General features: G+C 71.5%; 22 protein-coding genes. 16 read left to right on the plus strand and 6 right to left on the minus strand.

The window, feature by feature from the left end; genetic code table 11:
- Positions 1-233: 233 nt before the first annotated feature.
- Genes ACH4DZ_RS06525 through ACH4DZ_RS06550 form a run of 6 tightly spaced genes read left to right on the plus strand, consistent with a single transcriptional unit; the run spans position 234 to position 6,780 of the window.
- Positions 234-1,019: an SDR family NAD(P)-dependent oxidoreductase gene (locus ACH4DZ_RS06525; RefSeq protein WP_398285816.1), complete on the plus strand. Its 786-nt coding sequence runs from the start codon at positions 234-236 to the stop codon at positions 1,017-1,019.
- A gap of 46 nt (positions 1,020-1,065) precedes the next feature.
- The gene (locus ACH4DZ_RS06530) at positions 1,066-2,460 is read left to right on the plus strand and encodes an SRPBCC family protein (RefSeq protein ID WP_398285817.1); all 1,395 of its coding nucleotides are present in this window, start codon (positions 1,066-1,068) and stop codon (positions 2,458-2,460) included.
- 43 nt (positions 2,461-2,503) lie between these two features.
- Positions 2,504-3,826, plus strand: a complete 1,323-nt coding sequence (locus ACH4DZ_RS06535) for an activator-dependent family glycosyltransferase (protein ID WP_398285818.1) — start codon at positions 2,504-2,506, stop codon at positions 3,824-3,826.
- The gene (locus ACH4DZ_RS06540; RefSeq protein WP_398285819.1) at positions 3,827-4,444 is read left to right on the plus strand and encodes a dTDP-4-dehydrorhamnose 3,5-epimerase family protein; all 618 of its coding nucleotides are present in this window, start codon (positions 3,827-3,829) and stop codon (positions 4,442-4,444) included. It abuts the gene before it with no gap.
- Between the two features lie 35 nt (positions 4,445-4,479).
- Positions 4,480-5,376 carry an NAD-dependent epimerase/dehydratase family protein gene (locus ACH4DZ_RS06545; protein WP_398285820.1) on the plus strand — a complete coding sequence of 299 codons (897 nt, stop codon included), beginning with the start codon at positions 4,480-4,482 and terminating at the stop codon, positions 5,374-5,376.
- A 51-nt stretch (positions 5,377-5,427) separates the two neighbouring features.
- Positions 5,428-6,780 (plus strand): NDP-hexose 2,3-dehydratase family protein, encoded by a 1,353-nt coding sequence (locus ACH4DZ_RS06550; protein WP_398285821.1) that lies wholly within the window; start codon positions 5,428-5,430, stop codon positions 6,778-6,780.
- Between the two features lie 100 nt (positions 6,781-6,880).
- On the opposite strand, the gene ACH4DZ_RS06555 is transcribed toward ACH4DZ_RS06550, so the two are convergent.
- Positions 6,881-7,990 (minus strand): DegT/DnrJ/EryC1/StrS family aminotransferase, encoded by a 1,110-nt coding sequence (locus ACH4DZ_RS06555; protein WP_398285822.1) that lies wholly within the window; start codon positions 7,988-7,990, stop codon positions 6,881-6,883.
- A gap of 208 nt (positions 7,991-8,198) precedes the next feature.
- Between ACH4DZ_RS06555 and rfbA the strand changes: the two genes are divergently transcribed.
- Positions 8,199-9,074, plus strand: a complete 876-nt coding sequence (gene rfbA, locus ACH4DZ_RS06560) for a glucose-1-phosphate thymidylyltransferase RfbA (protein ID WP_398285823.1) — start codon at positions 8,199-8,201, stop codon at positions 9,072-9,074.
- Positions 9,075-9,104: 30 nt separating this feature from the next.
- Here rfbA and ACH4DZ_RS06565 read toward each other — a convergent pair whose 3' ends face one another.
- Positions 9,105-9,821, minus strand: coding sequence for a class I SAM-dependent methyltransferase (locus ACH4DZ_RS06565; RefSeq protein ID WP_398285824.1), 717 nt, complete (start codon positions 9,819-9,821; stop codon positions 9,105-9,107).
- 76 nt (positions 9,822-9,897) lie between these two features.
- Entirely contained in the window at positions 9,898-10,683 is a 786-nt protein-coding gene (locus ACH4DZ_RS06570) for a cyclase family protein (protein ID WP_398285825.1), read from the minus strand.
- Between the two features lie 237 nt (positions 10,684-10,920).
- On the opposite strand from ACH4DZ_RS06570, the gene ACH4DZ_RS06575 reads away from it, so the two are divergent.
- Genes ACH4DZ_RS06575 through rfbB form a run of 5 tightly spaced genes read left to right on the plus strand, consistent with a single transcriptional unit; the run spans position 10,921 to position 15,958 of the window.
- Positions 10,921-11,355: a nuclear transport factor 2 family protein gene (locus ACH4DZ_RS06575; protein WP_398285826.1), complete on the plus strand. Its 435-nt coding sequence runs from the start codon at positions 10,921-10,923 to the stop codon at positions 11,353-11,355.
- 45 nt (positions 11,356-11,400) lie between these two features.
- Positions 11,401-12,228 (plus strand): SDR family NAD(P)-dependent oxidoreductase, encoded by an 828-nt coding sequence (locus tag ACH4DZ_RS06580; protein ID WP_398285827.1) that lies wholly within the window; start codon positions 11,401-11,403, stop codon positions 12,226-12,228.
- Positions 12,229-12,265: 37 nt separating this feature from the next.
- Positions 12,266-13,627 carry a P450-derived glycosyltransferase activator gene (locus ACH4DZ_RS06585; protein WP_398285828.1) on the plus strand — a complete coding sequence of 454 codons (1,362 nt, stop codon included), beginning with the start codon at positions 12,266-12,268 and terminating at the stop codon, positions 13,625-13,627.
- A 25-nt stretch (positions 13,628-13,652) separates the two neighbouring features.
- Positions 13,653-14,999, plus strand: coding sequence for an activator-dependent family glycosyltransferase (locus ACH4DZ_RS06590; protein ID WP_398285829.1), 1,347 nt, complete (start codon positions 13,653-13,655; stop codon positions 14,997-14,999).
- A complete protein-coding gene (rfbB, locus tag ACH4DZ_RS06595) occupies positions 14,987-15,958 on the plus strand; it encodes a dTDP-glucose 4,6-dehydratase (protein WP_398285830.1) in 972 nt (323 codons plus the stop codon). The genes ACH4DZ_RS06590 and rfbB overlap by 13 nt, the downstream gene beginning before the upstream one ends.
- A 79-nt stretch (positions 15,959-16,037) precedes the next feature.
- Here the strand turns inward: rfbB and ACH4DZ_RS06600 are convergent, their stop codons facing one another.
- On the minus strand, positions 16,038-17,030 hold the full coding sequence (locus ACH4DZ_RS06600) for a Gfo/Idh/MocA family protein (RefSeq protein WP_398285831.1): 993 nt from the start codon (positions 17,028-17,030) through the stop codon (positions 16,038-16,040).
- A 162-nt stretch (positions 17,031-17,192) separates the two neighbouring features.
- Here ACH4DZ_RS06600 and rfbH point away from each other — a divergent pair, with 162 nt between their 5' ends.
- Complete coding sequence (gene rfbH / locus ACH4DZ_RS06605) at positions 17,193-18,497, plus strand: lipopolysaccharide biosynthesis protein RfbH (RefSeq protein ID WP_398285832.1); 1,305 nt, start codon at positions 17,193-17,195, stop codon at positions 18,495-18,497.
- 18 nt (positions 18,498-18,515) lie between these two features.
- Here rfbH and ACH4DZ_RS06610 read toward each other — a convergent pair whose 3' ends face one another.
- Positions 18,516-19,334 (minus strand): BTAD domain-containing putative transcriptional regulator, encoded by an 819-nt coding sequence (locus ACH4DZ_RS06610; protein WP_398285833.1) that lies wholly within the window; start codon positions 19,332-19,334, stop codon positions 18,516-18,518.
- A 265-nt stretch (positions 19,335-19,599) separates the two neighbouring features.
- Here ACH4DZ_RS06610 and ACH4DZ_RS06615 point away from each other — a divergent pair, with 265 nt between their 5' ends.
- From ACH4DZ_RS06615 to ACH4DZ_RS06625, 3 genes are all read left to right on the plus strand, one after another.
- Positions 19,600-19,779: a hypothetical protein gene (locus ACH4DZ_RS06615; RefSeq protein ID WP_210882549.1), complete on the plus strand. Its 180-nt coding sequence runs from the start codon at positions 19,600-19,602 to the stop codon at positions 19,777-19,779.
- On the plus strand, positions 19,776-22,043 hold the full coding sequence (locus ACH4DZ_RS06620) for a TOMM precursor leader peptide-binding protein (RefSeq protein ID WP_398285835.1): 2,268 nt from the start codon (positions 19,776-19,778) through the stop codon (positions 22,041-22,043). The genes ACH4DZ_RS06615 and ACH4DZ_RS06620 overlap by 4 nt, the downstream gene beginning before the upstream one ends.
- 281 nt (positions 22,044-22,324) lie before the next feature.
- Positions 22,325-23,569 (plus strand): sensor histidine kinase, encoded by a 1,245-nt coding sequence (locus tag ACH4DZ_RS06625; RefSeq protein ID WP_398285836.1) that lies wholly within the window; start codon positions 22,325-22,327, stop codon positions 23,567-23,569.
- Positions 23,570-23,582: 13 nt separating this feature from the next.
- Here ACH4DZ_RS06625 and ACH4DZ_RS06630 read toward each other — a convergent pair whose 3' ends face one another.
- Positions 23,583-24,188, minus strand: coding sequence for a response regulator (locus tag ACH4DZ_RS06630; RefSeq protein WP_398285837.1), 606 nt, complete (start codon positions 24,186-24,188; stop codon positions 23,583-23,585).
- Between the last annotated feature and the right edge of the window lie 173 nt (positions 24,189-24,361).

Consider the following 24,361-nt stretch of genomic DNA (forward strand, 5'->3'; position numbering starts at 1 on the left):
GCTTGACATCGTGCGATCGCTCGTGTCGTTCCACGCTGCGTGCCTGGTCTCGCAGGCGGGTGGAAGGCCGCTGGAGCCCGGGCCGGGCCGCGGGTCGAGCGCGATTCGAGCGGGCGCTGAAACCCTCGCTGTCGTCCGACGACCGGAGCGGACACCCACCACGGACACCCCGTACGGACGTCCGTCGCAGACACCTGTCGCAAAGACCCCGCAGGGACCGCTGAGGAGCCGTCATGCCGCCAGCAGCAGAGAGCGTCGCCATCGTCACCGGTGCCACCAGCGGGATCGGTCTCGCCGTGGCCCGGAGCCTGGCCGAGGGCGGGTCGCGGGTCTTCATCTGCGCCCGCGACGGCGACCGGGTCGCCCACACCGTCAAGGAGCTGCGCGAGGCCGGCCACGACGTCGACGGCGCCTCCTGCGACGTACGCGACACGGAGCGGGTACGCGCCTTCGTCCAGGAGGCCAGGGACCGGTTCGGCCCCGTCGGCGCCCTGGTGAACAACGCCGGCCGCAGCGGCGGCGGCCACACCGCGCAGATACCCGACGAGCTGTGGCTCGACGTGATCGACACCAACCTCAACAGCGTCTTCCGGATGACCCGGGAGGTGCTGACGACCGGCGGAATGCTGGAGCGCGGCGCCGGACGGATCGTCAACATCGCCTCCACCGGCGGCAAGCAGGGCGTGGCGCTGGGAGCGCCCTACTCGGCGTCGAAGCACGGCGTGGTCGGCTTCACCAAGGCCCTGGGCCTGGAGCTGGCGAAGACGGGCGTCACCGTCAACGCCGTCTGCCCCGGCTATGTCGAGACACCGATGGCCGAGCGGGTGCGCCAGGGCTACGCGGGCGCCTGGGACATCACCGAGGACGAGGTGCTGGAGAAGTTCGAGGCGAAGATCCCCCTCGGCCGCTACTCCACGCCCGACGAGGTCGCCGGGCTCGTCGGCTATCTGCTCTCCCCGACGGCCGCGTCGATCACCGCCCAGGCGATGAACGTCTGCGGCGGGCTCGGCAACTACTGACAGCGGGCCCGGCCGCGGGCGGACCGGGCAGACAGAGGGGACCAGCATGGCGCACGAGACGCAGCACGAGGTGCACACGACCGAGCACACGATCACGGTGGCCGCCGCCCCGGAGGCCGTCTTCGGCCTGGTGGAGCGGGCGCAGGACTGGCCGTTCGTCTTCCCGCCCAGCCTGCACGTGGAGTATCTGGAGCGGTCGGGCGACGAGGAGCGGCTGCGGATCTGGGCCACCGCCAACGGCGAGGTCAAGTCCTGGACCTCGCGGCGGACCCTGGACCGCGACGGACTGCGGATCCGGTTCCGCCAGGAGGTCTCCCAGGATCCCGTCGCCGCGATGGGCGGGGAGTGGATCGTCGAGGCGCTCCCCGACGGCGGCAGCCGGGTGCGGCTGCTGCACGACTTCCGCGCGGTCGACGACCTGGAGCGCAACGTCGCCTGGATCCTGGAGGCGATCGAGCGCAACAGCGGCGCCGAGCTGGCCGCACTGGAGTCCGCCGCGCTGCGCACCGGCACCGACGAGGCCCCGTACACCTTCGAGGACTCGGTGCGCATCGACGCACCGGCCCAGGAGGTACGGGACTTCCTGCACGACGCGGGCCAGTGGCAGGAACGGCTGCCGCACGTGGCCCGGGTGCTGCTGAAGGAGGACACGCCCGACGTCCAGCACCTGGAGATGGACACCCGCACACCCGACGGTTCGACGCACACCACGGCCTCGGTGCGGATCTGCCTGCCGGACGGGCGGATCTCGTACAAGCAGCTGCAGACCCCGGCCCTGATGTCGGTGCACACCGGGGAGTGGACGGTGCGGGAGATCCCGTCCGGCTGCGTGGCCGTCTCCCGGCACACCGTGGTCGTCAACGGCGCGGCCGTCGCCGGGGTCCTCGGCGCCGACGCCACCACCGCCGACGCCCGCACCTTCATCCGGGACGCGCTCGGCGGCAACAGCACGATCACCATGCGGCACGCCAAGGAGTACGCGGAGCGGCGGGCGAAGGCCACACCGGTGCCGCCCGCCGAGTACGCCTCGATCCAGCAGTTCTACGCCCGGCAGATGCGTCTCCTCGACGAGGGCGAGGGGGACGCCTGGGCGGACACCTTCACCGAGGACGGGGCCTTCGACCAGAGCTCGTTCGCCGAGCCGGTGCGCGGTCGGGCGGCGATCGCGGCGGCGGTGCGCGGCCGGCCCGCGGCGCCCGCCGGCACGGTCCGCAGGCACTGGCTGGGCCTGCCGGCCGCCTGGCGGTTCCCGGACGGTTCGGTGCGCACGGGCTACGACGCGCTGGTCGTCTCGACCGCGGCGGGCGCCGCCCCGGAGATCCGGCTGAGCACGTCGTGCCAGGACGTCCTCGTCGCCGACGAGGGCGAGGACGGAGACGGAGACGGGACCGGGGCCGGCTGGCTGGTGAAGCACCGGTACGTCGGCCACGACGGGCAGTGAGAACCGCCGCACGCCACCATCTGCTCTGCGAAGAGGGAGATCGATGAAGGTCCTGTTCACCACGTTCGCCGCGAAGTCACATATGCATGCCCAGGTCCCGCTGGCCTGGGCCCTCCAGACCGCCGGCCACGAGGTCCGTGTCGCCAGCCAGCCGGACCTGGCGGAGGACATCACCCGCACCGGGCTGACCGCCGTGTGCGTCGGTGAGCCGCTGCTCCTTGAGGAGCAGATGCAGCGGGTCAACGAGGGCCTGGGCGACGACGCCGAGATCATGGAGAGCCAGGCGGAAGCCGGGATGGACATGACGGAGACCCGTCCCGAGATGCTGACCTGGGATCACGTCCTCGGGGTGTTCACCTCGATGACGGCGATGGCCTTCCAGAACTCCTGCCCGGAACGCATGATCGACGACCTGGTCGCGTTCAGCCGCGAGTGGCAGCCCGACCTGGTCGTCTGGGACACGCTGTCCTTCGCCGGACCGGTGGCCGCGCAGGTCACCGGCGCCGCCCACGCCCGGCTGCTGTTCGGGCTCGATCTGCTGGGGCGGATGCGCGAGACCTTCCTCGACCTCCAGGCGGAGCGGCTGCCCGAGCAGCGGGACGATCCGCTGCGCGAGTGGCTGACCTGGACGCTCGGCCGCTACGGCGCCGAGTTCGAGGAGGAGGTGGCGGTCGGCCAGTGGACCGTCGACCCGGTGCCGCCGTCGATGCGGTTCCCGGTGAAGCAGCCGTTCGTCCCGCTGCGGTACATCCCCTACAACGGGCAGGCCGTCATACCGGACTGGCTGCACGAGCCGCCGAAGAAGCGCCGGATCTGTCTGACGCTGGGCGTGGCCCACCGCGAGGTGCTGGACGGCGACCGTGCCTCCATCGGCGAACTCGTCTCGGCGCTGGCGGAGCTGGACGTCGAGGTGGTCGCGACCCTCAACGAGAAGCAGCTCGCCGGTCTCGAACTCCCCGACAACGTCAGGGCCGTGGACTTCGTCCCGCTCAACGCGCTCCTGCCGACCTGCTCCGCGGTCATCCACCACGGCGGCAGCGGCACCTTCCAGACCGCGCTGGCGCACGGCGTCCCGCAGCTGATCGTGCCCGACATGGTCTGGGACACCATCCACAAGGCGAAGCAGCTGGAGAAGACCGGCGCGGGTCTCTACCTGCACGACGTCGACCACTACACCGCGCAGGACCTGCGCGACCACGTGCTGCGGCTGCTGGACGAACCGTCGTTCGCGGAGAACTGCGCGCGTATCCGCCGGGAGATGGTGGGGACGCCGAGCCCCAACGACATCGTCCCGGTGCTGGAGAAACTCGTGGCGGAACACCGCGCGACCGCCACGGCCGGCGACACCGTCCGGGGGGAGCTGTAGATGGCCACCGACGTCAAGTTCCGCGAACTCGCCGTGTCCGGCGCGTACGCCTTCAACCCGCCCGTCTTCGAGGACGACCGCGGCCTTTTCACCTCGCCGTACCAGGAGCCGGCGTTCGTGGAGGCCCTGGGGCATCCGCTCTTCCCCGTCGCGCAGTCCAACCACAGCAGGTCCAGGCGCGGCACCGTGCGGGGCATCCACTACACGGTCACCCCGCCGGGCGTGGCCAAGTACGTGTACTGCGCCCGGGGCCGTGCCATCGACATCGTGGTGGACATCCGCGTCGGCTCGCCCACCTTCGGCCGCTGGGACTCCTCCGTGCTCGACCAGGAGACCTTCAGCGCCATGTACTTCCCGGTCGGTGTCGGACACGCCTTCATCGCCCTGGAGGACGACACGGTGATGTCGTACATGCTCTCCGGGAGTTACGAGGCCCAGCACGAGCTGTCCCTGTCGCCGCTCGACCCGGCGCTCGGCCTGCCGATCCCCCAGGACGTGGAGCCCCTGCTGTCCGCACGGGACACGGCCGCGCCCCTGCTCGCCCAGGTGCGGGCGGAGGGCGGCCTGCCGGAGTACGACAAGTGCCGTCGGATCGAGGCCGCACTGTGGCGGCCCTGAACGGTCGGCCGCCGGCCGAGGGATCCCGGGTCGCGGTGCTCGGGGCCACCGGCTGCGTCGGCCGCTGTGTGAGCGCCGCGCTGGCCCGCGAGGGGCACGAGGTGCTCGCCGTCGCCCGGCGCGGCGGCCCCGCGGCGGCGGGGCACGTCTTCGCCGGCCTCGACGTGGCGGCGGCCGGGCCCGCCGAGCTCGCCCGGCTGCTCACCCGGCACCGGGTGAGCACCGTGGTCAACGTGACGGGCGGCTGGGGCACGACCGAGGAGGAGATGCGGTACGCCCACATCACCCTGGTCGAGCGGCTGGTGAAGGCCGTGACGCTGATGGACGACCGCCCCCGGCTGATCCATGTCGGCTCCATCCACGAGTACGGTCCGGTGTCCGAGCCGCTCGCCATCGGCGAGGACCTGGAGCCCCGGCCGGCCACGATGTACGCGCGGACCAAGCTGGCCGGCTCCGAGCTGGTGCTCGACGCCACCCGGGGCGGCCGGGTGGCGGGGCTGGTGCTGCGCGCGGTGAACGTGTGCGGACCCCGCACCACCCGGGCCAGTTTCCTCGGGGCCGTCGTCGACCGGCTGCGGGCCGCGGACGCGAGCGACCCGGTGACGCTGCGGGTCGCCGACGCGCGGCGGGACTTCATCGACGTGCGCGACCTGGCCGAGGCCGTGGTCCTCTCCGTGACGTCACCGGCCACCGGACGGGTCGTCAACATCGGCCGCGGGAAGGCCACCGCCATGCGCGAGCTGGTGGACCTGCTGGTCACCGCCTCGGGGCTGCCGCCGCAGGCGATACGGGTCGAGGACGGGCCCATCGCCAGCAAGGGCGGCGGCTGGACCCTGGCCGACATCCGGCTGGCCGGCGAACTGCTCGGCTGGAAGCCGCGGATCCCGCTGGCCGAGGCGATGCGGGCGACCTGGGAGACCCCCGCCGACTGACCGACCACGCCCGACGGGCCGCGTGTGCCCCATCCAGGATGAGGAGTTCAGATGGCCGATGTGACGGCCCGTATCGCCAGGTCGGCCGCGGCGGTGGAGAGCCCGCGGACCGATCTCGCCGGATTCGACGACTGGTTCGCCGAGTACGGGGAGCAGATCTACACGACGGCCGAGCGCATCCCGCTGGCCGCCCTCGACCAGTGGTACCAGACGCCCGTCACCGGTGATCTGCGCCACCGCAGCGGCAAGTTCTTCACGGTCCACGGTCTTCGGGTGCACGATCCCGGGAACGCGGTGCCCTGGTGGGACCAGCCCATCATCGACCAGCCCGAGGTCGGCATCCTCGGCATCCTGATCAAGGAGTTCGACGGGGTACCGCACTTCCTGATGCAGGCCAAGGCGGAACCGGGCAACCCCGGCGGACTGCAGCTGTCCCCCACCGTGCAGGCGACCCGCAGCAACTACACCGGCGTCCACAAGGGCAAGCCCGTGCCGTACGTGGACTACTTCCGGGACACGACACGGCACCGGGTGCTCGCCGACGTCCGGCAGTCGGAGCAGGGCGCCTGGTTCTACCGCAAGCGCAACCGCAACATGGTGGTGGAGACGACCACCGAGGTGGAGGTCCTGGAGGGCTTCCGCTGGTTCACGCTCGGGCAGCTGTACCGGCTGCTGTCGCGCGACGACATCATCAACATGGACGCGCGCACCGTACTGGCGTGTCTGCCGCACGCCTCGCGGCCGGACGGCGCCCTGCACCGGATGACCGATGTGCTGAGCTGGATCGCCGGCGCCCGTTCGCTGGCCTCGGTCCACACCGAGCGGATCGCCCTCAACGCGCTCGACGAGTGGCGCCACGGCGAGATGGGGTACTCGCACGAGAGCGGCGGGTTCTTCGACGTCATCGGGGTCTCCGTGACGGCCGCGGGACGCGAGGTCGGCACCTGGCGTCAGCCGATGATCGAGCCGCGCGGCACGGGCGTCATCGCCCTGCTGACCCGGGAGATCGGCGGGGTGCCGCACGTACTGATGCACGCCCGCACCGAACCGGGCTACGCGGACGTGGTGGAACTGGCGCCGACCGTGCAGTGCGTACCGGACAGTTACGGCTGGCTGCCGCCCGCCGCCCGGCCCCGCCACCTCGACGAGGTGCTGGCCGCCGGGCCCGGCCGCATCCGCTACGAGGCCGTGCTCTCCGAGGAGGGCGGCCGTTTCTTCCACGCCCGCAACCGCTATCTGATCGTGGACAGCGACGTCCCCGAGGATCCCGGCCACCCCGACTTCCGCTGGCTGACCATGGACCAGCTGACGCAGCTGCTCCGGCACAGCCACTACCTCAACGTGCAGGCGAGGAGCCTGGTGGCGTGCTGGCGCGCCCTGCGGGCGGCCGACTCCACCGGGTGACCCCACCGGGTGACTCCCCGCACACCGAAGGCCCGGCGGGATCCCTCCGCCGGGCCTTCGGTGTGCGCGGGGCGGGCCGGGGCGGGCCCGCCGCACGGGTTCAGAGGCTGTCCAGCACGTCACGCACCGCGCTGATCACCTTGTCCTGGATGTCCGGCGCGAGGGCCGGATACATGGGCAGCGAGAAGATCTGGCCCGCCAGTTCCTCGGTGACGGGCAGCGAACCCGCCGGATAGCCGAGGTGGGCGAACCCGGACATCGTGTGCACCGGCCAGGGATAGCTGATGTTCAGCTCGATGTCGTACGTCTTCAGGGCCTCGATGATGTCGTCGCGCCGGGGGTGGCGCACCGTGTAGACGTAGTACACGTGCTCGTTGCCGGGGACCGTGTGCGGCAGCACCAGACCCGTGTCGCCGAGCCCCTCCTCGTAGCGGCGGGCGACGGCTCGGCGCCCCTGGACGTAGGTGTCGAGGCGGCGCAGTTTGCGCCGCAGGATCTCGGCCTGCACCTCGTCGAGCCGGGAGTTGTGGCCCGGGGTGCCGACGACGTAGTACCGCTCCTCCATGCCGTAGTAGCGCAGCCGGCGCAGGGCCCGGTGGGCGTCGTCCCGGGAGGTCAGTACGGCGCCGCCGTCGCCGTAGGCGCCGAGCACCTTCGTCGGGTAGAAGGAGAAGGCGGCGGCGTCCCCGGTGGTGCCGGCGAGGCGTCCGTCGCGGCGGGCGCCGTGGGCCTGGGCGCAGTCCTCGACGAGGACCAGGCCGTGCTCGGCGGCGAGCGACTCCAGCGGCGCGAGGTCGACGCACTGCCCGTAGAGGTGGACGGGGAGCAGGCACCGGGTCCGGGGGGTGAGGACGGCGGCCACCTGCTCGGTGTCCATGAGGTAGCTGTCCGGGTGGACGTCGACGAACACCGGGGTGGCGCCCACCGAGTCGATCGCGATCACGGTGGGGGCCGCGGTGTTGGACACCGTGACGACCTCGTCCCCGGGGCCGACGCCGAGCGACTGGAGCGCCAGCTTGATCGCGTTGGTGCCGTTGTCGACGCCGACGCAGTGGCTCGCGCCGTGGTAGCCGGCGAACTCCTGCTCGAAGCCGCGGACACTGTCACCGAGGACGAGCTGACCCGAGTTGAAGACCGTTTCCACGGCGTCCAGAATATCGGCGCGTTCGTTCTCGTATTCCTGCTGGTAGTCCCATACGAGAGTCGTCATCGAATTCGTTTCCCTCCCATTGCTGACATTATCACCTTGCCGCAGGGCGTCACCATCCCCTCGCAGCACATCACATTGCCGGGCCGCCCCACAACCCTTGCTTTCCCTCTATTACCACTCGAATTTCCCTGGACCAGGCATTTTCCCGCTTGCTGCCGAACGAATTCGGTCGTTAGCATGGGCAGAAATCGAGGACAGGGGCATACCCATGAAGGGGATTATTCTCGCCGGCGGTTCGGGATCAAGGCTCCATCCAATAACCGTTTCCGTGTCGAAACAACTTCTTCCGGTTGGCGACAAGCCGATGATCTACTATCCGCTTTCGGTGCTGATGCTGGCGGACATCAAGGAGATCCTGCTCATCTGCACCGAGCGCGACCTGGACCAGTTCCGTAGGCTCCTGGGCGACGGCTCGCAGCTCGGCGTCCGGATCGACTACGCGGTGCAGAACCGGCCGGCCGGGCTGGCCGAGGCCTTCGTCATCGGCGCCGACCACGTGGGCGACGACGACGTGGCCCTGGTCCTGGGCGACAACATCTTCCACGGCTACCACTTCTACGACATGCTCCAGAGCAACGTCAGGGACGTACAGGGCTGTGTGCTGTTCGGTTATCCCGTGGAGGACCCGGAGCGCTACGGGGTGGGCGAGACCGACGCGTCGGGACGCCTGGTCTCCCTGGAGGAGAAGCCGGCCCGGCCGCGTTCCGACCTCGCCATCACCGGGCTCTATCTCTATGACAACGAAGTGGTGGACATCGCCAAGAATCTCCGCCCCTCGGCGCGCGGCGAACTGGAGATCACCGACGTCAACCGGAATTACCTGGCCCGCGGCCGAGCCCGGCTGGTCGACCTCGGCCGCGGTTTCGCCTGGCTCGACGCCGGAACTCCGGAATCCCTGCTCCAGGCCGCCCAGTACGTGCGGACCCTCGAAGAACGGCAGGGCGTGCGTATCGCCTGCGTCGAGGAGGTCGCACTCCGGATGGGATTCATCGACGCGGACAGCTGCTACCGGCTCGGCGAGAAGATGTCGCAGTCGGGCTACGGCCAGTACGTGATGTCGGTGGCCCGCGAAATGGCCCCCTGAGCATCCCGGCCTCTTCCCGCCCGGCTTCTCTCAGTTCTTCTCACGTATGCCGACGAAAAGACCGCGACCCGTGGGGCCGTCCTCCAGGAATTCCACCGAGCAGCCCGCGTCGGTGAACGCGGAGACGTACTCCTCCCTGGTGAACAGGTGCAGTACGTCGATCTCGGTGAACTGCTGGATACCGGTGGCGTCCCCCACGGTGAAACGGACCTCCATGCGGGTGGCCCGGCCCTTGCGGGTGGTGTGCGAGATCCGCGCGACGGTGCGGTGCTCCTCACGGGCCAGGTCACCCGCGACATAGCCCTCGATGAAGTTCTCGGGGAACCACCAGGGTTCGACGACCAGGACGCCGCCGGGCTCCAGGTGCGCGGCCATCGACCTGACGGCGGCCCGCATGTCGTCCAGGGTCTCCAGATAGCCGATGGCACAGAACATGCAGCTCACCGCGGTGTAGGTGCGGCCCAGCGAGAAGTCGCGCATGTCGCCCGGGTGCACCGTGGTGCCGGGCAGCCGCTGCTCGGCGAGCCGGCGCATCGGCTCCGCGATCTCCAGCCCCTCGGCGACCTCGAACAGCGTGCCGAACACGCTGAGATGGGCGCCCGTGCCACAGGCGACGTCGAGCAGGGAGTCGGCTCCGGGGCGGCGTTCGGCGATGAGCCGCGAGACGTCCGCGGCCTCCTCCCCCCAGTCCTTGCCCCGGCTGCGGTAGATGGCCTCGTACACGTCCGCGAGTTCCCGGCCGTACATGTCTGTCTCCTCCCGTTGTCGCCCTGCTGGGCGTGTCACGCGGTCCGCTCGGCCGCGGTGCTGCTCAGCCGCCCTCTCACTCGTCCTCGTCGAGCAGTGCCACCGCCCTCGCCCAGCCCGCGCCGGCGCCGGCGATCCGTACCGGGAAGCACGCGAGGCGGAAGCCGCGGGAGACGGGCAGCTGCTCCAGCCCGGCGAGCCGTTCGATCTGGCAGTACTCCCGGTCCCGGCCGATCATGTGGGCGGGCCAGAGCACCGATCGGTCCCCGCTCTCCCGGTAGCGGCCGATGATGTCGCCGAACGGCGCGTCCAGGCTGAACGCGTCCGTGCCGATCACCCGTACGCCCTGGTCGAGCAGCAGGTGCACGGCCGAGCCGTCGAGCCCGGTGAAGTCCGTGAAGTACTTCTGCGTCCCCGACCACGCGTCGGCGCCGGTCCGCAGCAGCACGATGTCCATGGGCGACAGGGTGTGGCCGATCCGGTCCAGCTCCCGCTCCAGCACGTCGGCGCCGACCGCGCCGGTGCCCTGGTCGCTCAGGTCGAGGACCACCGCGGGCCGGAAGAACCAGTCGAGCGGCATCTCGTCGATGTGCCGGGGCGGGCCGTCCCGGTAGGAGGCGCGCGTGCCGTAGTGCGAGGGCGCGTCGATGTGCGTCCCGGTGTGGGTCGTCAGCTGGAGCCGGTCGAGCGAGAGGAACTCGCCCTCCGGCAGTACCGCCGGATCGAACTCGATCCCGAAGTGGTCCCGCATCTCCTCACTCATGTGCGTGGCGGCCTCCTTCGGGCCGAGGACGTCGTGCACCACGGGGTCGGGTTCAAAACCCGCCGCGTCCACGGGCGAGGACAGGTCGATGATGCGCACACGAGCCTCCCGGCGATGGGTTTCCGCAAGCGTTCCGCCGGCGTTCCTGCATGCCGGCCCGCCCATGCTCACCAGCACGGCTAGAGAAGCGTTGGAGCGCCGCTGAACGGCCGCCAGCGCCCCCGCCCGCCCCGCGCTCGACCGATCCTGGAGGGCCCGCTGCCACCGTCGTGACCTCAGCCTCGGGAGCCGGGAACGCACCCGCCCGGTCCACGGAAACGGCGGAAGGAACACGGCATGGCAGTACAGGCCCCGACGGCCCCGGCGGACGTCTACGCCGAGGTACAGCACTTCTACGCACGGCAGATGCGGGACCTGGACTCGGGCGAGGCCGAGACCTGGGCCGGCACCTTCACCGAGGACGGCGCCTTCAAGCCGCCCTCGCTCCCGGAGCCGGTACGCGGTCGCCCGGCCCTCACCGAGGGCGCCCGGCAGGCCGCCGCGGGACTCGCCGCCGCCGGGGAGACCCACCGCCATTACGTCGGCATGCTCACCGTCACCCCGGCGGACGACGGCTCGCTGACCGCCGAGAGCCTGGTCTCGATCGTCGCCGTGCCGCGGGGCGGCCCCGCCCGGCTGCACCTGGTGTGTGTCTGCCGCGACGTCCTCGTGCGCGAGGCGGGCGAACTGCTGGTCAGGGACAGGGTGGTGACCCGTGACGACCGGCCGTAGCGGGAGTCGACCGCGAATCGAGCGCCCCGGCCTACGGTCCCGGACATGAGCGCGACACAGGAGAGCAACGCGGCACGGGACACCGGCGCGGCAGCACAGGGCACCGGCGCGGCACAGGACCCCACAGCGCCCCGGGGCGTGATCGTCACCGGTGGCGGGACCGGGATCGGGCAGGCCGTGGCCCGTGCCTTCGCCGACCGCGGCGACCGTGTGCTCGTCGTGGGCCGCACGCCCGCGACCCTCGCCCGGACCGCCGAGGGGTATCCCGGCATCGGCGTCCTCACCGCCGACCTCACCGCCCCGGACACTCCGCGGGCCGTCACCGACGCGGCGCTGGACGCGTTCGGCCGTATCGACGTGCTGGTCAACAACGCGGCCTCCGGCGGTTTCGCCGCCCTCGCCGAGACCAAGCGGGAAGCGGCCCGCGACCAGCTCGACACCAACCTCCTGGCCCCGCTGCTGCTCACCCGGCAGACCCTGGACGCCCTCGCGGCGGACGGCGGCGGAACCGTGCTGAACATCGGCTCGGCCGGCGCGCTGTACCGCCGCGCCTGGCCGGACAACGGGATCTACGGCGCCGCCAAGGCCGGGCTCGACTTCCTCACCCGGACCTGGGCCGTGGAACTGGCGCCCCGCGGCATCCGGGTCCTGGGCCTCGCCCCGGGCGTGATCGACACCGGTATCGGTGAACGAGCCGGCATGACGCCGGAGGCCTACGCGGGCTTCCTCCAGCACATCGCCACCGTCGTGCCGGCCGGCCGGGTCGGCCGCCCGGAGGACATCGCCTGGTGGGCGGTCCAGCTCACCGACCCGCGTGCCGCCTACGCGACCGGCGTGGTCCTCGCGGTCGACGGCGGCCTGTCCCTCACCTGAACCACGTCCGCTGTGCCCCGCCCCGAAGGAGACTGCCGTGACCGACACGGAAACCGACGAGACGACCACCACCGCACCCGAGCAGATCCAGCAGACCGACAGCGAACTCGGCAGGCATCTGCTGACCGCCCGCGGCTTCCACTGGATCTACGGGACCAGCGGCGACCCGTACGCCCTGACGCTCCGCGCGGAGAGCGACGACCCGGTGGTGCTGGCCCGCCGCATACGGGAGGCGGAGACCCCGCTGTGGCAGAGCGCCGCCGGGGCCTGGGTCACCGGCCGGCACTCCGTGGCCGCCGAGGTGCTGGCCGACCCGCGGCTGAGCCTGCGCCACGCCGATCTGCCCGGCCTCCAGCGGCACGTCTTCTCGGACGCCTGGAGCAATCCGCTGCTGTGCCACATCGTCCCGCTGGACCGGGCCTTCCTGCACGCCTCTGCCACCGACCACGCGCGCTGGGAGCGGTCGGCGGCCCCGGTGCTCGGCGGGGCCGCGGCGGACGGTCACCGCAAGCACGCCGAACGCGTCCACCAGGAGACCGCGGACCGGCTCGGCGCCTCCTTCGACCTCATGGCGGACTACTCCCGCCCCGCGGCCACCGAGGCCGCCGCCGCGCTGCTCGGTGTCCCGGACGCGCAGCGCGAGCGGTTCGCCCACGCGTGTCGGGCCCTGGGCGTCGCGCTCGACGCGGCGCTCTGCCCGCAGCCGCTCGCCGTCACCCGCCGGCTCACCGAGGCGGTCGAGGACGTACGCGCCCTCGTCGCCGATCTCGTCGCGGCACGGCGGGCCGAGCCGGGCGACGACCTGCTCAGCACGGTGCTGCGCGCCGGTTCCGACGGCACCGACGGCATCGGCGGCTCCACGGCCTCCGCCGCCGAGGACGCGCTCGCGGTCGGGGTGCTGACCGCCGCGGTGGGCGTCGAGTTCGCCGCCGGGCTCGTCAACAACGCCGTGGAGGCGCTGCTCACACACCCCAGGCAGTGGGCGCTGCTCGGCGAGAACCCGGAGCTCGTGGCCGGGGCGGTGGAGGAGACGCTGCGGCACGCGCCGCCGGTACGGCTGGAGAGCCGGATCGCCGCCGAGGACCTCACCCTGGCCGGCCAGGACATCCCCGCCGGCGCCCAGGTCGTCGTCCATGTCGGCGCGGCCAACCGGGACCCCGGGGTGTTCCTGGCCCCGGACCACTTCGACCTCACCCGGCCGACCGGACAGGGCCAGTTGGCGCTGACCGGCCCGCACACCTCCCTCTTCGGGGCGTTCGCCCGGCTCCAGGCGGAGACCGCGCTGCGCACCCTGCGGGAGCGCCACCCGCAGCTGGCCCCGGCCGACGGTGTCCAGCGCCGGATGCGCTCCCCCGTCCTGGGCGGAGTGCTGCGCTTCACCCTGACCACCTCCGCATGACGGCAGAGAAGAGAGAGGTCCGACCATGCGGGTTCTGCTGACGTCCTTCGCGCTGGACGCGCACTTCAACGGGTCCGTGCCGCTCGCCTGGGCGCTGCGGGCCGCCGGGCACGAGGTACGGGTGGCGAGCCAGCCCGCGCTGACGGGGAGCATCACGGCGGCCGGGCTGACCGCCGTCCCGGTGGGGGGCGACCCCGGTCTCGACGCGATGGTGAAGGGGGTGGGCGACTCCGTGCTGTCCCACCACGCCAACCAGTCGCTGGACCCCGACGCCCCCGGTCAGCTCACCCCGGCCTTCCTCAAGGGCTGGGACACGATGATGACGGCCACCTTCTTCGCCCTGGTCAACGACGATCCGATGGTCGACGAACTCGTCGCGTTCGCCCGCGACTGGCAGCCGGACCTCGTCCTGTGGGAGCCGTTCACGTTCGCGGGGGCGGTGGCCGCGAAGGTGACCGGCGCGGCCCACGCGCGCGTACTGTCGTTCCCCGACATGTTCATGCCCATGCGGCAGGCCTTCCTCGCACAGCTCGGCCCCGGTGCGACGGGCGGCTCCACGGACCCGGGCGGCGAACGGGGGCCGGCGCACCCCGAGGACTCCCTGGGCCAGTGGCTCCAGTGGACGCTCGGCCGCTACGGCCTGCCCTTCGACGAGGAGGCGGTGACGGGGCAGTGGTCGGTGGACCAGGTGCCCCGCAGCTTCCGCCCGCCGTCGGACGGGCCGGCCGTGGGCATGCGCTACATCCCGTACAACGGCCCGGTGCCCGCCGTCGTGCCCGACTGGCTCCGCGTCCCGCCGACGCGTCCCCGGGTCTGCGTCACCCTGGGGCTGACGGCCCGGACCTCCGAGTTCCCGAACGCGGTCCCCGTCGACCTGGTCCTCAAGGCGATCGAGGGGCTCGACATCGAGGTGGTGGCCACGCTCGACGCCGAGGAGCGGGCCCTGCTCACCCATGTCCCGGACAACGTGCGCCTGGTGGACCACGTACCGCTGCACGCGCTGCTGCCGACCTGCGCGGCCGTGGTGCACCACGGCGGTGCCGGGACCTGGTCCACGGCGCTCGTCGAGGGCGTCCCGCAGATAGCCATGGGCTGGATCTGGGACGCGATCGAACGGGCCAGGCGCCAGCAGGAACTGGGCGCCGGTCTCCACCTCCCCTCCCACGAGGTGACGGTGGAGGGGCTGCGGAGCAGGCTCGTACGGCTCCTGGAAGAGCCCTCGTTCACCGAGGCCGCCGCCCGGCTGCGCGCCGAGGCCGCGTCCGAACCGACCCCGGCGGAGGTCGTCCCCGTACTGGAGCGGCTGACCGCCCAGCACCGCGCCCACGGGCGTCGACGTCTCGGAGGTGCGTCCGCGTCATGCGTGTCCTGATCACCGGCGGCGCCGGTTTCATCGGATCCCACTACGTACGCTCCCTGCTGTCCGGCGTCCTGCCCGGGCCCCGGCCGAGCCGGGTGACCGTCGTCGACCTGCTCACGTACGCCGGCAGCACGGACAACCTGCCGCTCACGGACCCGCGGCTGGACTTCCACCGGACCGACATCCGCGATCTCGACGCGCTCCTGGAGGTGTTCCCCGGGCACGACGCGGTGGTGCACTTCGCGGCCGAGACCCATGTCGACCGCTCCCTGACGGGGCCCGCGGAGTTCGTGACCACCAATGTGCTGGGCACGCAGACGCTGCTGGAGGCGAGCCTGCGCTGCGGGGTGGGCACCTTCGTGCACGTCTCGACGGACGAGGTCTACGGGTCCATCGCCGAGGGCACCTGGACGGAGGAGGAGCCGCTGCTTCCCAACTCGCCCTACGCGGCGTCGAAGGCGGGCAGCGACCTCGTCGCCCGCTCCTACTGGCGCACCCACGGGCTCGACGTGCGCACCACCCGGTGCGCCAACAACTACGGCCCGCGCCAGCATCCGGAGAAGCTCATCCCGCTGTTCGTCACCGAGCTGCTGGCCGGCCGGACCGTGCCGCTCTACGGGGAGGGCGACAACGTCCGCGAATGGCTGCACGTCGACGACCACTGCCGGGCCGTCCACGCGGTGCTGACCGGCGGCCGGGCGGGCGAGATCTACAACATCGGCGGCGGTACGCATCTGACGAACTGTGAGATGACGTCCCGGCTGCTGGAGTTGTGCGGCGCGGACTGGTCCCGGGTCCGGCGGGTGCCCGACCGCAAGGGCCACGACCTGCGGTACGCGGTGGACGACTCGAAGATCCGCGACGAACTCGGCTACCGGCCGCTGCGGTCGCTGGACGACGGTCTGCGCGAGGTCGTCGACTGGTACCGCGACCGGCTGACGCGGATGCCGGTGACGGCCGAACGGGTCTGAGCCGCCCCGGCCACGAGCACGACACGAGAAGGGCCGGCCCGCTGGGGCCGGCCCTTCTCGTCGCGCGTTCGAGCGTGTCTCAGACGCTGACGACCCGCGCCGCCTTGCGCACCTGCTCGACCAGGAGCGCCTGCCGCAGCAGCGCCTCCCCCAGCGCCGTCCGCCCGGTGCCCGACAGGGCCGCCGCCGCGAACGCGTCGAGCGCGTTGCCCACCTGGTGGTCGGCCGCCAGCGTCACCTCGGTGGTCCTGTCCTGCTGTTCGAGGCGGACCACCGGGCGGTGCTCCCGGGGCGGTGTGAAGGCCCGCGGCACGCTGATCCGCCCCCGGCTGCCCCACAGGGCGTACACCGACCGGTAGGAGTGCTGGAAGCCGAAGTCGAGCTGGGCGGTCACCCCGGCCGCCGTGGAGAGCAGCGCGCTGCCGGCGACGTCGACACCGGTGGCCTCGTCGACGCGCAGACAGGCACCGAGGACGTCGAGTTCGCCCGCGAGGTGGAGCTGGGCGGCGCGCAGCGGATAGACACCGACGTCCAGCAGGGCGCCCCCGCCGAGCCGCGCGTCGTGCCGGAAGGACGACGGATCGGGCGGCGGCACTCCGAAGGAGCTGGAGAAGACCCGCAGTTCACCGATCTCGCCGCGCGCCAGGTCCCGTACCGCCGCGTGCTGCGAGTGGTGCAGGAACATGAAGTTCTCGGTGAGCGCCAGACCGAGCCGGGCAGCCGTCGCCACCAGCTCGGCGCTCTGCTCGTACGTGGTGCTGAGCGGCTTCTCCACCAGGACGTGCTTGCCCGCGGTGAGCGCCTCGGCGACCCACTCGTGGTGCATGCCCGGGGGCAGCGGCACATAGACGGCGTCGATGTCGTCCCGGTCGAGGAGCGCCCGGTAGCCGGTCACCGCCGCGCAGCCGAACCGGTCCGCGAGCCGTGCGCTCCTGGCCCCGTCCCGGCTCGCCACGGCCACCAGCCGTACCGACGGGTGCTCCACGATCGCAGGCAGGATCCGGCGCACCGCGATGTCGGCACAGCCCAGCACCCCCATGCGGAGTCCGGGTCGTGGAGTGTCCTCGGGCATCTGCCACCTCACCTGTGGGATACGTCGCCCGACAAGCTAGCCGGAGCGGGTCGAAAGCCCCTGGAAACCTGCTGGAGCAGGCCCTTTCCGCGGGGACTCCATGGCTCCTCTACCGAGCGGCGCGAGCATGGCCCCGAGGCAATCCTTACAGGAGGGACGGCTATGACGTCGGACACCAAGGCCCTGGTCCTGGAGCAGGTTCGCGAGTACCACCGGCAGCAGGAGCCCGGGAACTTCGTACCGGGAGTGACACCGATCCTCTCCTCGGGGGCGGTCCTGGACGAGGAGGACCGGGTCTCTCTGGTGGAGGCGGCCCTGGATCTGCGGATCGCGGCCGGGTCGTACTCCCGGCGTTTCGAGAGCAAGTTCGCCCGCCACATCGGCGTACGCAAGGCGCACCTGGTGAACTCCGGTTCCTCGGCGAACCTGTTGGCCCTGTCGGCGCTGACCTCACCCCGGCTCGGTGAGAAGCGGCTGCTGCCGGGCGACGAGGTGATCACGGTGGCCGGCGGCTTCCCCACGACGGTGAACCCGATCTTCCAGAACGGCCTCACGCCCGTGTTCGTGGACCTCGAACTCGGCACGTACAACACGACGGCGGAACGCGTCCGGGCCGCGATCTCGGACCGGACCCGGGCCATCATGATCGCGCACACCCTGGGCAACCCCTACGAGGTGGCCGAGATCCAGCAACTGGCCACCGACCACGAGCTGTTCCTGATCGAGGACAACTGCGACGCCGTGGGCTCGACCTACCAGGGACGGATGACGGGCACCTTCGGAGATCTGGCCACCGTCAGCTTCTACCCCGCCCACCACATCACGACGGGCGAGGGCGGCTGCGTCCTGACCAGGAACCTCGAACTGGCCCGGATCGTCGAGTCGTTCCGCGACTGGGGCCGGGACTGCTGGTGCGAGCCGGGCGAGGACAACACCTGCCTCAAACGCTTCGACTACCAGCTGGGCGACCTTCCCAAGGGGTACGACCACAAGTACATCTTCTCGCACATCGGCTACAACCTGAAGGCGACGGACCTCCAAGGGGCCCTCGCCCTCAGCCAGTTGAAGAAACTCCCGGAGTTCGGCGCGGCGCGGCGGCGCAACTGGCAGCGGCTGCGCGACGGCCTCGCGGACGTACCCGGTCTGCTGCTGCCCACCGCGACCCCCGGCAGCGACCCGAGCTGGTTCGGCTTCGTCCTCACCGTGCTGCCCGACGCCACCTACACCCGCCGCGACCTGATCGCCTTCCTGGAGGAGCGGCGCATCGGCACACGACGGCTGTTCGGCGGCAACCTCACCCGGCACCCGGCGTATCTGGGCACCCCGCACCGGGTGGCGGGAGACCTGCGCAACTCCGACATCATCACGGAGCAGAGCTTCTGGATCGGGGTGTACCCGGGCATCACCGAGGAGATGACCGACTACATGCGGGAGTCCATAGTCGAGTTCGTCACCAAGAACGGCTGAGCGGCCCGGGGGCGGTGGTCAGCCGATCATGCGGTCGAGCATCGCGTCCTCCCCGCACCCGGGCACGTCCAGCCACGGCTCCGCCGAGAGCACCGCCTGCTGCAGACGCTGCAGGCGCGGGGAGGGCGAGAGTCCCAGCTCCTCCGCCAGCCGGCGGCGCAGCCTCTGGTAGACGTCGAGTGCCTGCCAGGAGCGGCCCGCCCGGTACAGCGCCGTCATGCACTGGGCGTGCAGCCCCTCGTGCAGCGGATGGCGTCCGGTCAGCTCGATCAGCTCGGTCAGCAGCTCCGCGTGGCGACCCAGCCTCAGGTCCGCCTCCAGACACCGCTCCAGCACACCGAGCCTGCTCTCCTCCAGCCGTGCCACCTCGATGCTCAGCACGGGCCCGATGCGCACGTCGACGAGCGCGGACCCGCGCCACAGGGCGAGCGCCTCCCGGAAGTACGCCGACGCCCTCTCCTGCCGGTCCTCACCCGTGGCGACCCGGCCCGCGGCGACCAGCCGCTCGTAGCGCGGTACGTCGACGGCGTCCGTGGGTGCCTGCCAGCAGTAGCCGCCGTACTGGGTGACGAGGACGTCCTTGGCGGACACTCCGGCGTCGGCGCCGTAGGCCGCGGTGAGCTGCCGGCGCAGCTGGAGGATGTACGTGTGCAGGGTCGCCAGCGCGCTCTGGGGCGGCTCGCTGCCCCAGATCTCCTCCATCAGCGTCCCGACGGGCAGGACGCGGTTGGCGTGAATCGCCAACAGGGCCAGAATCTGGCGTGGTTTCGCCGCTGTCGGCACGATCGACCGGCCCCGTACCTCGGCCGTCAGCGGTCCCAGCAACCATATGTCCATGTTTCTCTCCCCCTGTGGTCCGCGGAGCACCGCGAAGAGCTCCTTGCTCAGGGAGTCTCGCTGGCTACTTCCGGTATCAACCAGTGCCAGGGGCCCGGCCAGGCATATGAGGAACCTATGCGCAAGATGTGTATTTCTCATATGGGCCCTGTGCGTGACGCACTGGTATCGACCTGTTACGCCCGTAAGGATGGCGGCAACGCGCAGGGCCCCGGCCGGGGCCCTGCGCGTCCAGCGAAGTCCCGACACCGAACTAGGAGCACACATGTCACGGATCACGCCTCTGCTCGACGGCGACGCGGCGATCGCGAGGGGCGCCGACGATCTCGTGATCACTGAATTCGGCCCCGAATCCGGTGACACCACCGACGGCCGCATCTGTATCTGCTGGATGCCCGGGGCCGGCGCCGGTTCCTCCGCGGACGGCGGCCGACAGACCCGATGAACCGGCCGACCCCGGACGACGGGCTCCCCCGGCTGGGGTTCGCACCGCACCTGCGGGTCGAATCGGCGCCGGGGGAGCCCGTGTTCCTGATGACCGAGGACCGCGTGACCACGCTCGGCGGCGAGCAGGTCGCGCTGCTCGCCCCGCTGCTCGACGGCAGCCGCGACCTGCCCCGGATCGTCGCCGACGCGGCACCCGGACTGTCACCCGACCGCACGGAACGGCTCGTGACCAGGCTGCTGGACGCGGGTCTGCTGTCCGCCTATCCGCCGGACGGCCCCGCCGGGCCCGAGCGCGCCTACTGGGCCCTCACGGGTCTCGCGGCGGGGCCCGGTGGCGGCCGGGGCGGGCTGCTGGCCCCGGTCGACCTCACCGAGGACGCCGGCGGCACCCTGCGCGAGGCCGTGTCGGCGGCCGGACTGCGGACCGCGGCCGCGGGCGGGCCCGCCGACCTGACGCTGGCGCTGTGCCACGACTACCTCGATCCGCGGCTGAGCGCCCTGGACGCGGAACACCGTGCCGCGGGCCGCAGTTGGCTGCCCGTGCGGGCGAGCGGCACCCATCTGTGGGTGGGCCCGTTCTTCTCCCCCGGCGAGGGCCCGTGCTGGAGCTGTCTCGCGGACCGGCTGCGGCTGCGGCGGCGCAGCGAGGCGTACGTCCAGCACCGGCTAGGGCACAGCGGACCTGCCGAGCACCGGCCGTCGTATCTGCCGACGGGCCGGGCGGCGGCTCTGCACCTGGCCCTCCTTGAGGCCGCGAAGTGGCTGGCCGGGCACCGCGACCCCGAGCAGGGCACCCTGTGGCGGCTCGACACGCGCACGCTGCGGAGCAGCCGCCATCCCGTACGGCGCCGCCCGCAGTGCGCCCGCTGCGGCGACCCCCTGCTCGTACGCGACCGGGTGTCGGCCCCCGTCGTGCTGTCCCCGCGGCCGGTGCGCGACACCGGCGGAGGGGGCCACCGGACGGCCGGCCCCGACGAGGTCCTCGACCGGTACGGGCATCTCGTGGACCCGGTCACCGGTCTGGTCGGCGAGATCCGCCGGGATCCGCGGGGGCCGGAGTTCCTCAACTGCTTCCACGCGGGCGCCCAGCCGCCCTGGGACCCCGCGAAGCCGCCGCCCGCGCTGCACACTCCGTTGCGCAGCCCCGGTTCGGGCAAGGGTGTCACCGAGGCCCACGCCAGGGTGAGCGCCCTGGCCGAGGCGCTGGAGCGGTACAGCGGTTACTTTCAGGGCGACGAGCCGCGCCTGCGCGGCAGTTACCGGGACCTGGCGGACCGCGCCGTCCATCCGGACGGCGTCCAGCTCTTCGACCGGCGGCAGTTCGCGGACCGGGCCGACTGGAACCGCGCGCACGGTCCCTTCCACCAGGTGACCGAGCCCTTCGACGAGGACGCCCCGCTCGACTGGACGCCCGTCTGGTCACTGACCGAGGAGCGGCAGCGGCTGGCGCCCACGAGCCTGCTCTACTACAACGCCCCGGACGCGGAGACCCGTTACTGCCGGGCCACCTCCAACGGGGCCGCCGCCGGCACCAGTCTGGAGGACGCCGTCGTACACGGCTGCCTGGAGCTGGTGGAGCGGGACGCGATCGCCCTGTGGTGGTACAACCGCACGCGGCAGCCCGGTGTGGTCCTCGATCAGCGGGACGAGTGGATCGCCCGGACCCGGGCCTCGCTCAGGGACATGGGGAGGTCGGTGTGGGCCCTCGACCTCACGTCCGATCTCGGGATCCCCGTGGTCGCGGCCGTCTCGGCCCGGATCGGCGAGCCGGCCGAGGACGTCGTGCTGGGGTTCGGCGCCCACTTCGACGCGCGGATCGCGCTGCGTCGGGCGCTGACCGAACTCAACCAGATGCTGCCGCCGTTGACGGGCGGGCCGGCCGGCGGGGGATCCGCCTACACCGGTGACGACCCGGAGGCGCTCGCCTGGTTCCGGCACGCCACGACCGTCAATCAGCCCTATCTGCTGCCCGCCGCCCGCCGGTCCGCCCGGCCGCCCGCCGCGCTGCGCCCGCCCGCCGACGCGGCGGCCCAGGCCGGGGCCCTGGTCGAGCTGTTGCGCCGGCACGGCCTCGACGTACTCGTCCTCGACCAGACCCGTCCCGATGTGGAACTGCCCGTCGCCAAGGTGCTGGTACCCGGTCTGCGCCCGCACTGGGCGGGATTCGGCCCGGGCCGACTGTTCGACGTACCGGTCGCACTCGGCCGACTGGCCCGGCCGACGGACTTCGCCGAACTGAATCCCTTTCCCCTGCATCTGTGACGGAAGGAAGTACTCCTCTTTACGGAATGAAATCCTCCACTTGTTTTCGCCCGCCCGAACAACCCTTTTCACTTCGCCGACGGTCCCCTTCCCTAAGGGAGTCCGAAGCACACGCCACCCCACCGAGCTTCACTTCCGAACTGTTTCGATCGATTACTATCGATGGCGACTTCTCATCCTCCCGGTATGTCGTGAGAGGGTGGGCACGGCACAACCTGACTCATTTATTCGTTCGGTTCGTCCGGGGGGAAGAGATGCAAGGTTCTGCCCTGCATGATGGTGTGCGCGTCGAACAGGAGGACGCGCGAAGCAGGCACCTCGCCCGCGGCACCTCCATCGCCATCACCTTCGCAGTGCTTGTGGCCTTCTTCGGCATCGGCGTGACCTACCTGGTGGAGGGCCACCCCTCCCCCCTCAGGCTGGGTACGGGCATCACCGCCCTGCTCCTGGTCTACGGGCTCCAACTGGCGCATTCCTTTCCCCATCTGTCGCCCCGGCTGGCCCGCCGGCAGTACTGGACCCTCGGGTTCCAGGCGCTCCTCACGTATCTTCCGTTTCTCGTCTACGCCGAGGCCTGGCTCGCCGCTCCCGGCTTTCTCGCCGGCTCCGCGCTGCTCGTGCTTCCCGCCCGCTGGAAGTGGCCCGCGTACACGGCGGCCGTGGCGTCGGCCGGCCTGCTGGTGCTGGAGACCGGCCTGGGCCGCGGTTCGATCTGGTACGGAACGGTGGCGACCGCGCTGACCGGCCTGGTGGTGTACGGACTCTCCGAGCTGACCCACCTCGTCCAGGAGGCCCACCGCTCCCGGAACGAGCTGACCCGGATGGCCCTGGAGGCGGAGCGGCTGCGGTTCTCCCGCGATCTGCACGACCTGCTGGGCATCAGCCTGACCACCATCGCCTTCAAGTGCGAGCTGGCACGACGGCTGCCGCCCTCCAAGCACGCCCGGCTCCACCAGGAGCTGACGGAGATCCTGGACACGACCCAGCGGGCCTTCGCCGACGTACGGGCCGTCTCGCAGACCTACCGCGCCATGTCACTGACCGCGGAGGTCGACACCGTCTTCGCGACCCTCAAGGACATGGGCATACACGCCGTCTTCCGTGGCGGCGCCGGGCCCCTGCCGCCCCATATAGAGACCACGCTGGCGACGGTCCTGCGCGAGGGGATCACCAACATGCTCCGGCACAGCAGGGTCGGGACCTGCATCGTCCAGCTCAGCCGCGAACCGGGCGCCGTCGGGCTGATCGTGACCAACGACGGAATTCCGGCGCGTCCGTCCGGCCCCGTCGGCGGTACGCGGCCGGGAAGCGGACTCACCAACCTTCGCGAACGCATCGAAGCGGTCGAAGGCAGGCTCACCATCAAGATCATGGACGACAAGTGGTTCTCGCTGACGGCGGTCGTTCCGCTTCCGGCCGGTACGCACGAGTCCAAGCGGCCCTTCCTGCGCACCGCCGCCGCGCCCGCCCGCCCCCCGGCGCACCCTCCGGAGAGCGAGCTGCGCGACTCGGCGACGGTGGCCTGAGCCGCGGGGCGGGTCAGATCCAGCCGCCCTCGCGTGCGATCCGTACCGCGTCCATGCGGTTGCGGGCGCTCAGTTTGACCACGGCGCTGCTCAGGTAGTTGCGCACGGTGCCCGGCGACAGGAACAGCCGGCGGGCGATCGCCGTGGTGCCCTCACCCGCGGCGGCGAGCCGGAGGACCTCCAGCTCACGGGGGGCCAGCGGCTGTGTCACGTCTTCGAGCGCCGCGACCGCCAGCTGGGGGTCGACGGCCCGCTTGCCGGCGGCCACCGCGCGGATGGCGCCCACGAGTTGCGTGGGGTCGGCGTCCTTGCGCAGGAAACCCGTGGCGCGGGTGGCCAGCGCCCGCCGCAGCGTGCTGGGGTTGCCGAGGCCCGTGAGCATGAGGATCCGGCAGCCGGGCACGGCGGTGCCCAGCGCGGCGGCGGCGGAGATGCCGTCCATACCGGGCAGGCCGATGTCGAGCACGGCCACGTCCGGTTGCAGGGCCCGCGCCCTCGGAACGATCTCGTCCCCGCGGTCGACTTCGGCCACCACCTCGAAGTCCGCTTCCAGCGACAGAAGTTCGGCCAGCGCCCGGCGCAGCATCGCCATGTCCTCGGCGATCAGAATCTTTATCATGGCCCCCCACATCGACCGCACACAGGTCGCCCGCGCCTCATACTCTCATCCGGAAAGCCAGAACAAGGCTTCGAAGCGCCAAGTTCCTTGCCTTTCGGTCGACTTCCCGCCGGGGTTCCGTTTCCGAAAGGAAGTCACAGATTCAATCACCCCTGTAAACCCCGCCGATTTCT

Origin of the sequence: Streptomyces sp. NPDC017991 (assembly GCF_044328075.1) — a bacterium.
In the GTDB taxonomy this organism is placed as follows: domain Bacteria; phylum Actinomycetota; class Actinomycetes; order Streptomycetales; family Streptomycetaceae; genus Streptomyces.

Excerpts from the sequence above, each read along its gene's own strand:
- ACH4DZ_RS06550 (WP_398285821.1), top strand. The coding sequence starts at position 5,428 with ATGGCCGATGTGACGGCCCGTATCGCCAGGTCGGCCGCGGCGGTGGAG.
- ACH4DZ_RS06535 (WP_398285818.1), top strand. The coding sequence starts at position 2,504 with ATGAAGGTCCTGTTCACCACGTTCGCCGCGAAGTCACATATGCATGCC.
- ACH4DZ_RS06540 (WP_398285819.1), top strand. The coding sequence starts at position 3,827 with ATGGCCACCGACGTCAAGTTCCGCGAACTCGCCGTGTCCGGCGCGTAC.
- ACH4DZ_RS06565 (WP_398285824.1), bottom strand. The coding sequence starts at position 9,821 with ATGTACGGCCGGGAACTCGCGGACGTGTACGAGGCCATCTACCGCAGC.
- ACH4DZ_RS06580 (WP_398285827.1), top strand. The coding sequence starts at position 11,401 with ATGAGCGCGACACAGGAGAGCAACGCGGCACGGGACACCGGCGCGGCA.
- ACH4DZ_RS06630 (WP_398285837.1), bottom strand. The coding sequence starts at position 24,188 with ATGATAAAGATTCTGATCGCCGAGGACATGGCGATGCTGCGCCGGGCG.
- ACH4DZ_RS06590 (WP_398285829.1), top strand. The coding sequence starts at position 13,653 with ATGCGGGTTCTGCTGACGTCCTTCGCGCTGGACGCGCACTTCAACGGG.
- ACH4DZ_RS06575 (WP_398285826.1), top strand. The coding sequence starts at position 10,921 with ATGGCAGTACAGGCCCCGACGGCCCCGGCGGACGTCTACGCCGAGGTA.
- ACH4DZ_RS06555 (WP_398285822.1), bottom strand. The coding sequence starts at position 7,990 with ATGACGACTCTCGTATGGGACTACCAGCAGGAATACGAGAACGAACGC.
- ACH4DZ_RS06525 (WP_398285816.1), top strand. The coding sequence starts at position 234 with ATGCCGCCAGCAGCAGAGAGCGTCGCCATCGTCACCGGTGCCACCAGC.
- rfbB (WP_398285830.1), top strand. The coding sequence starts at position 14,987 with ATGCGTGTCCTGATCACCGGCGGCGCCGGTTTCATCGGATCCCACTAC.
- ACH4DZ_RS06600 (WP_398285831.1), bottom strand. The coding sequence starts at position 17,030 with ATGCCCGAGGACACTCCACGACCCGGACTCCGCATGGGGGTGCTGGGC.
- rfbA (WP_398285823.1), top strand. The coding sequence starts at position 8,199 with ATGAAGGGGATTATTCTCGCCGGCGGTTCGGGATCAAGGCTCCATCCA.
- ACH4DZ_RS06615 (WP_210882549.1), top strand. The coding sequence starts at position 19,600 with ATGTCACGGATCACGCCTCTGCTCGACGGCGACGCGGCGATCGCGAGG.
- rfbH (WP_398285832.1), top strand. The coding sequence starts at position 17,193 with ATGACGTCGGACACCAAGGCCCTGGTCCTGGAGCAGGTTCGCGAGTAC.
- ACH4DZ_RS06620 (WP_398285835.1), top strand. The coding sequence starts at position 19,776 with ATGAACCGGCCGACCCCGGACGACGGGCTCCCCCGGCTGGGGTTCGCA.
- ACH4DZ_RS06530 (WP_398285817.1), top strand. The coding sequence starts at position 1,066 with ATGGCGCACGAGACGCAGCACGAGGTGCACACGACCGAGCACACGATC.
- ACH4DZ_RS06610 (WP_398285833.1), bottom strand. The coding sequence starts at position 19,334 with ATGGACATATGGTTGCTGGGACCGCTGACGGCCGAGGTACGGGGCCGG.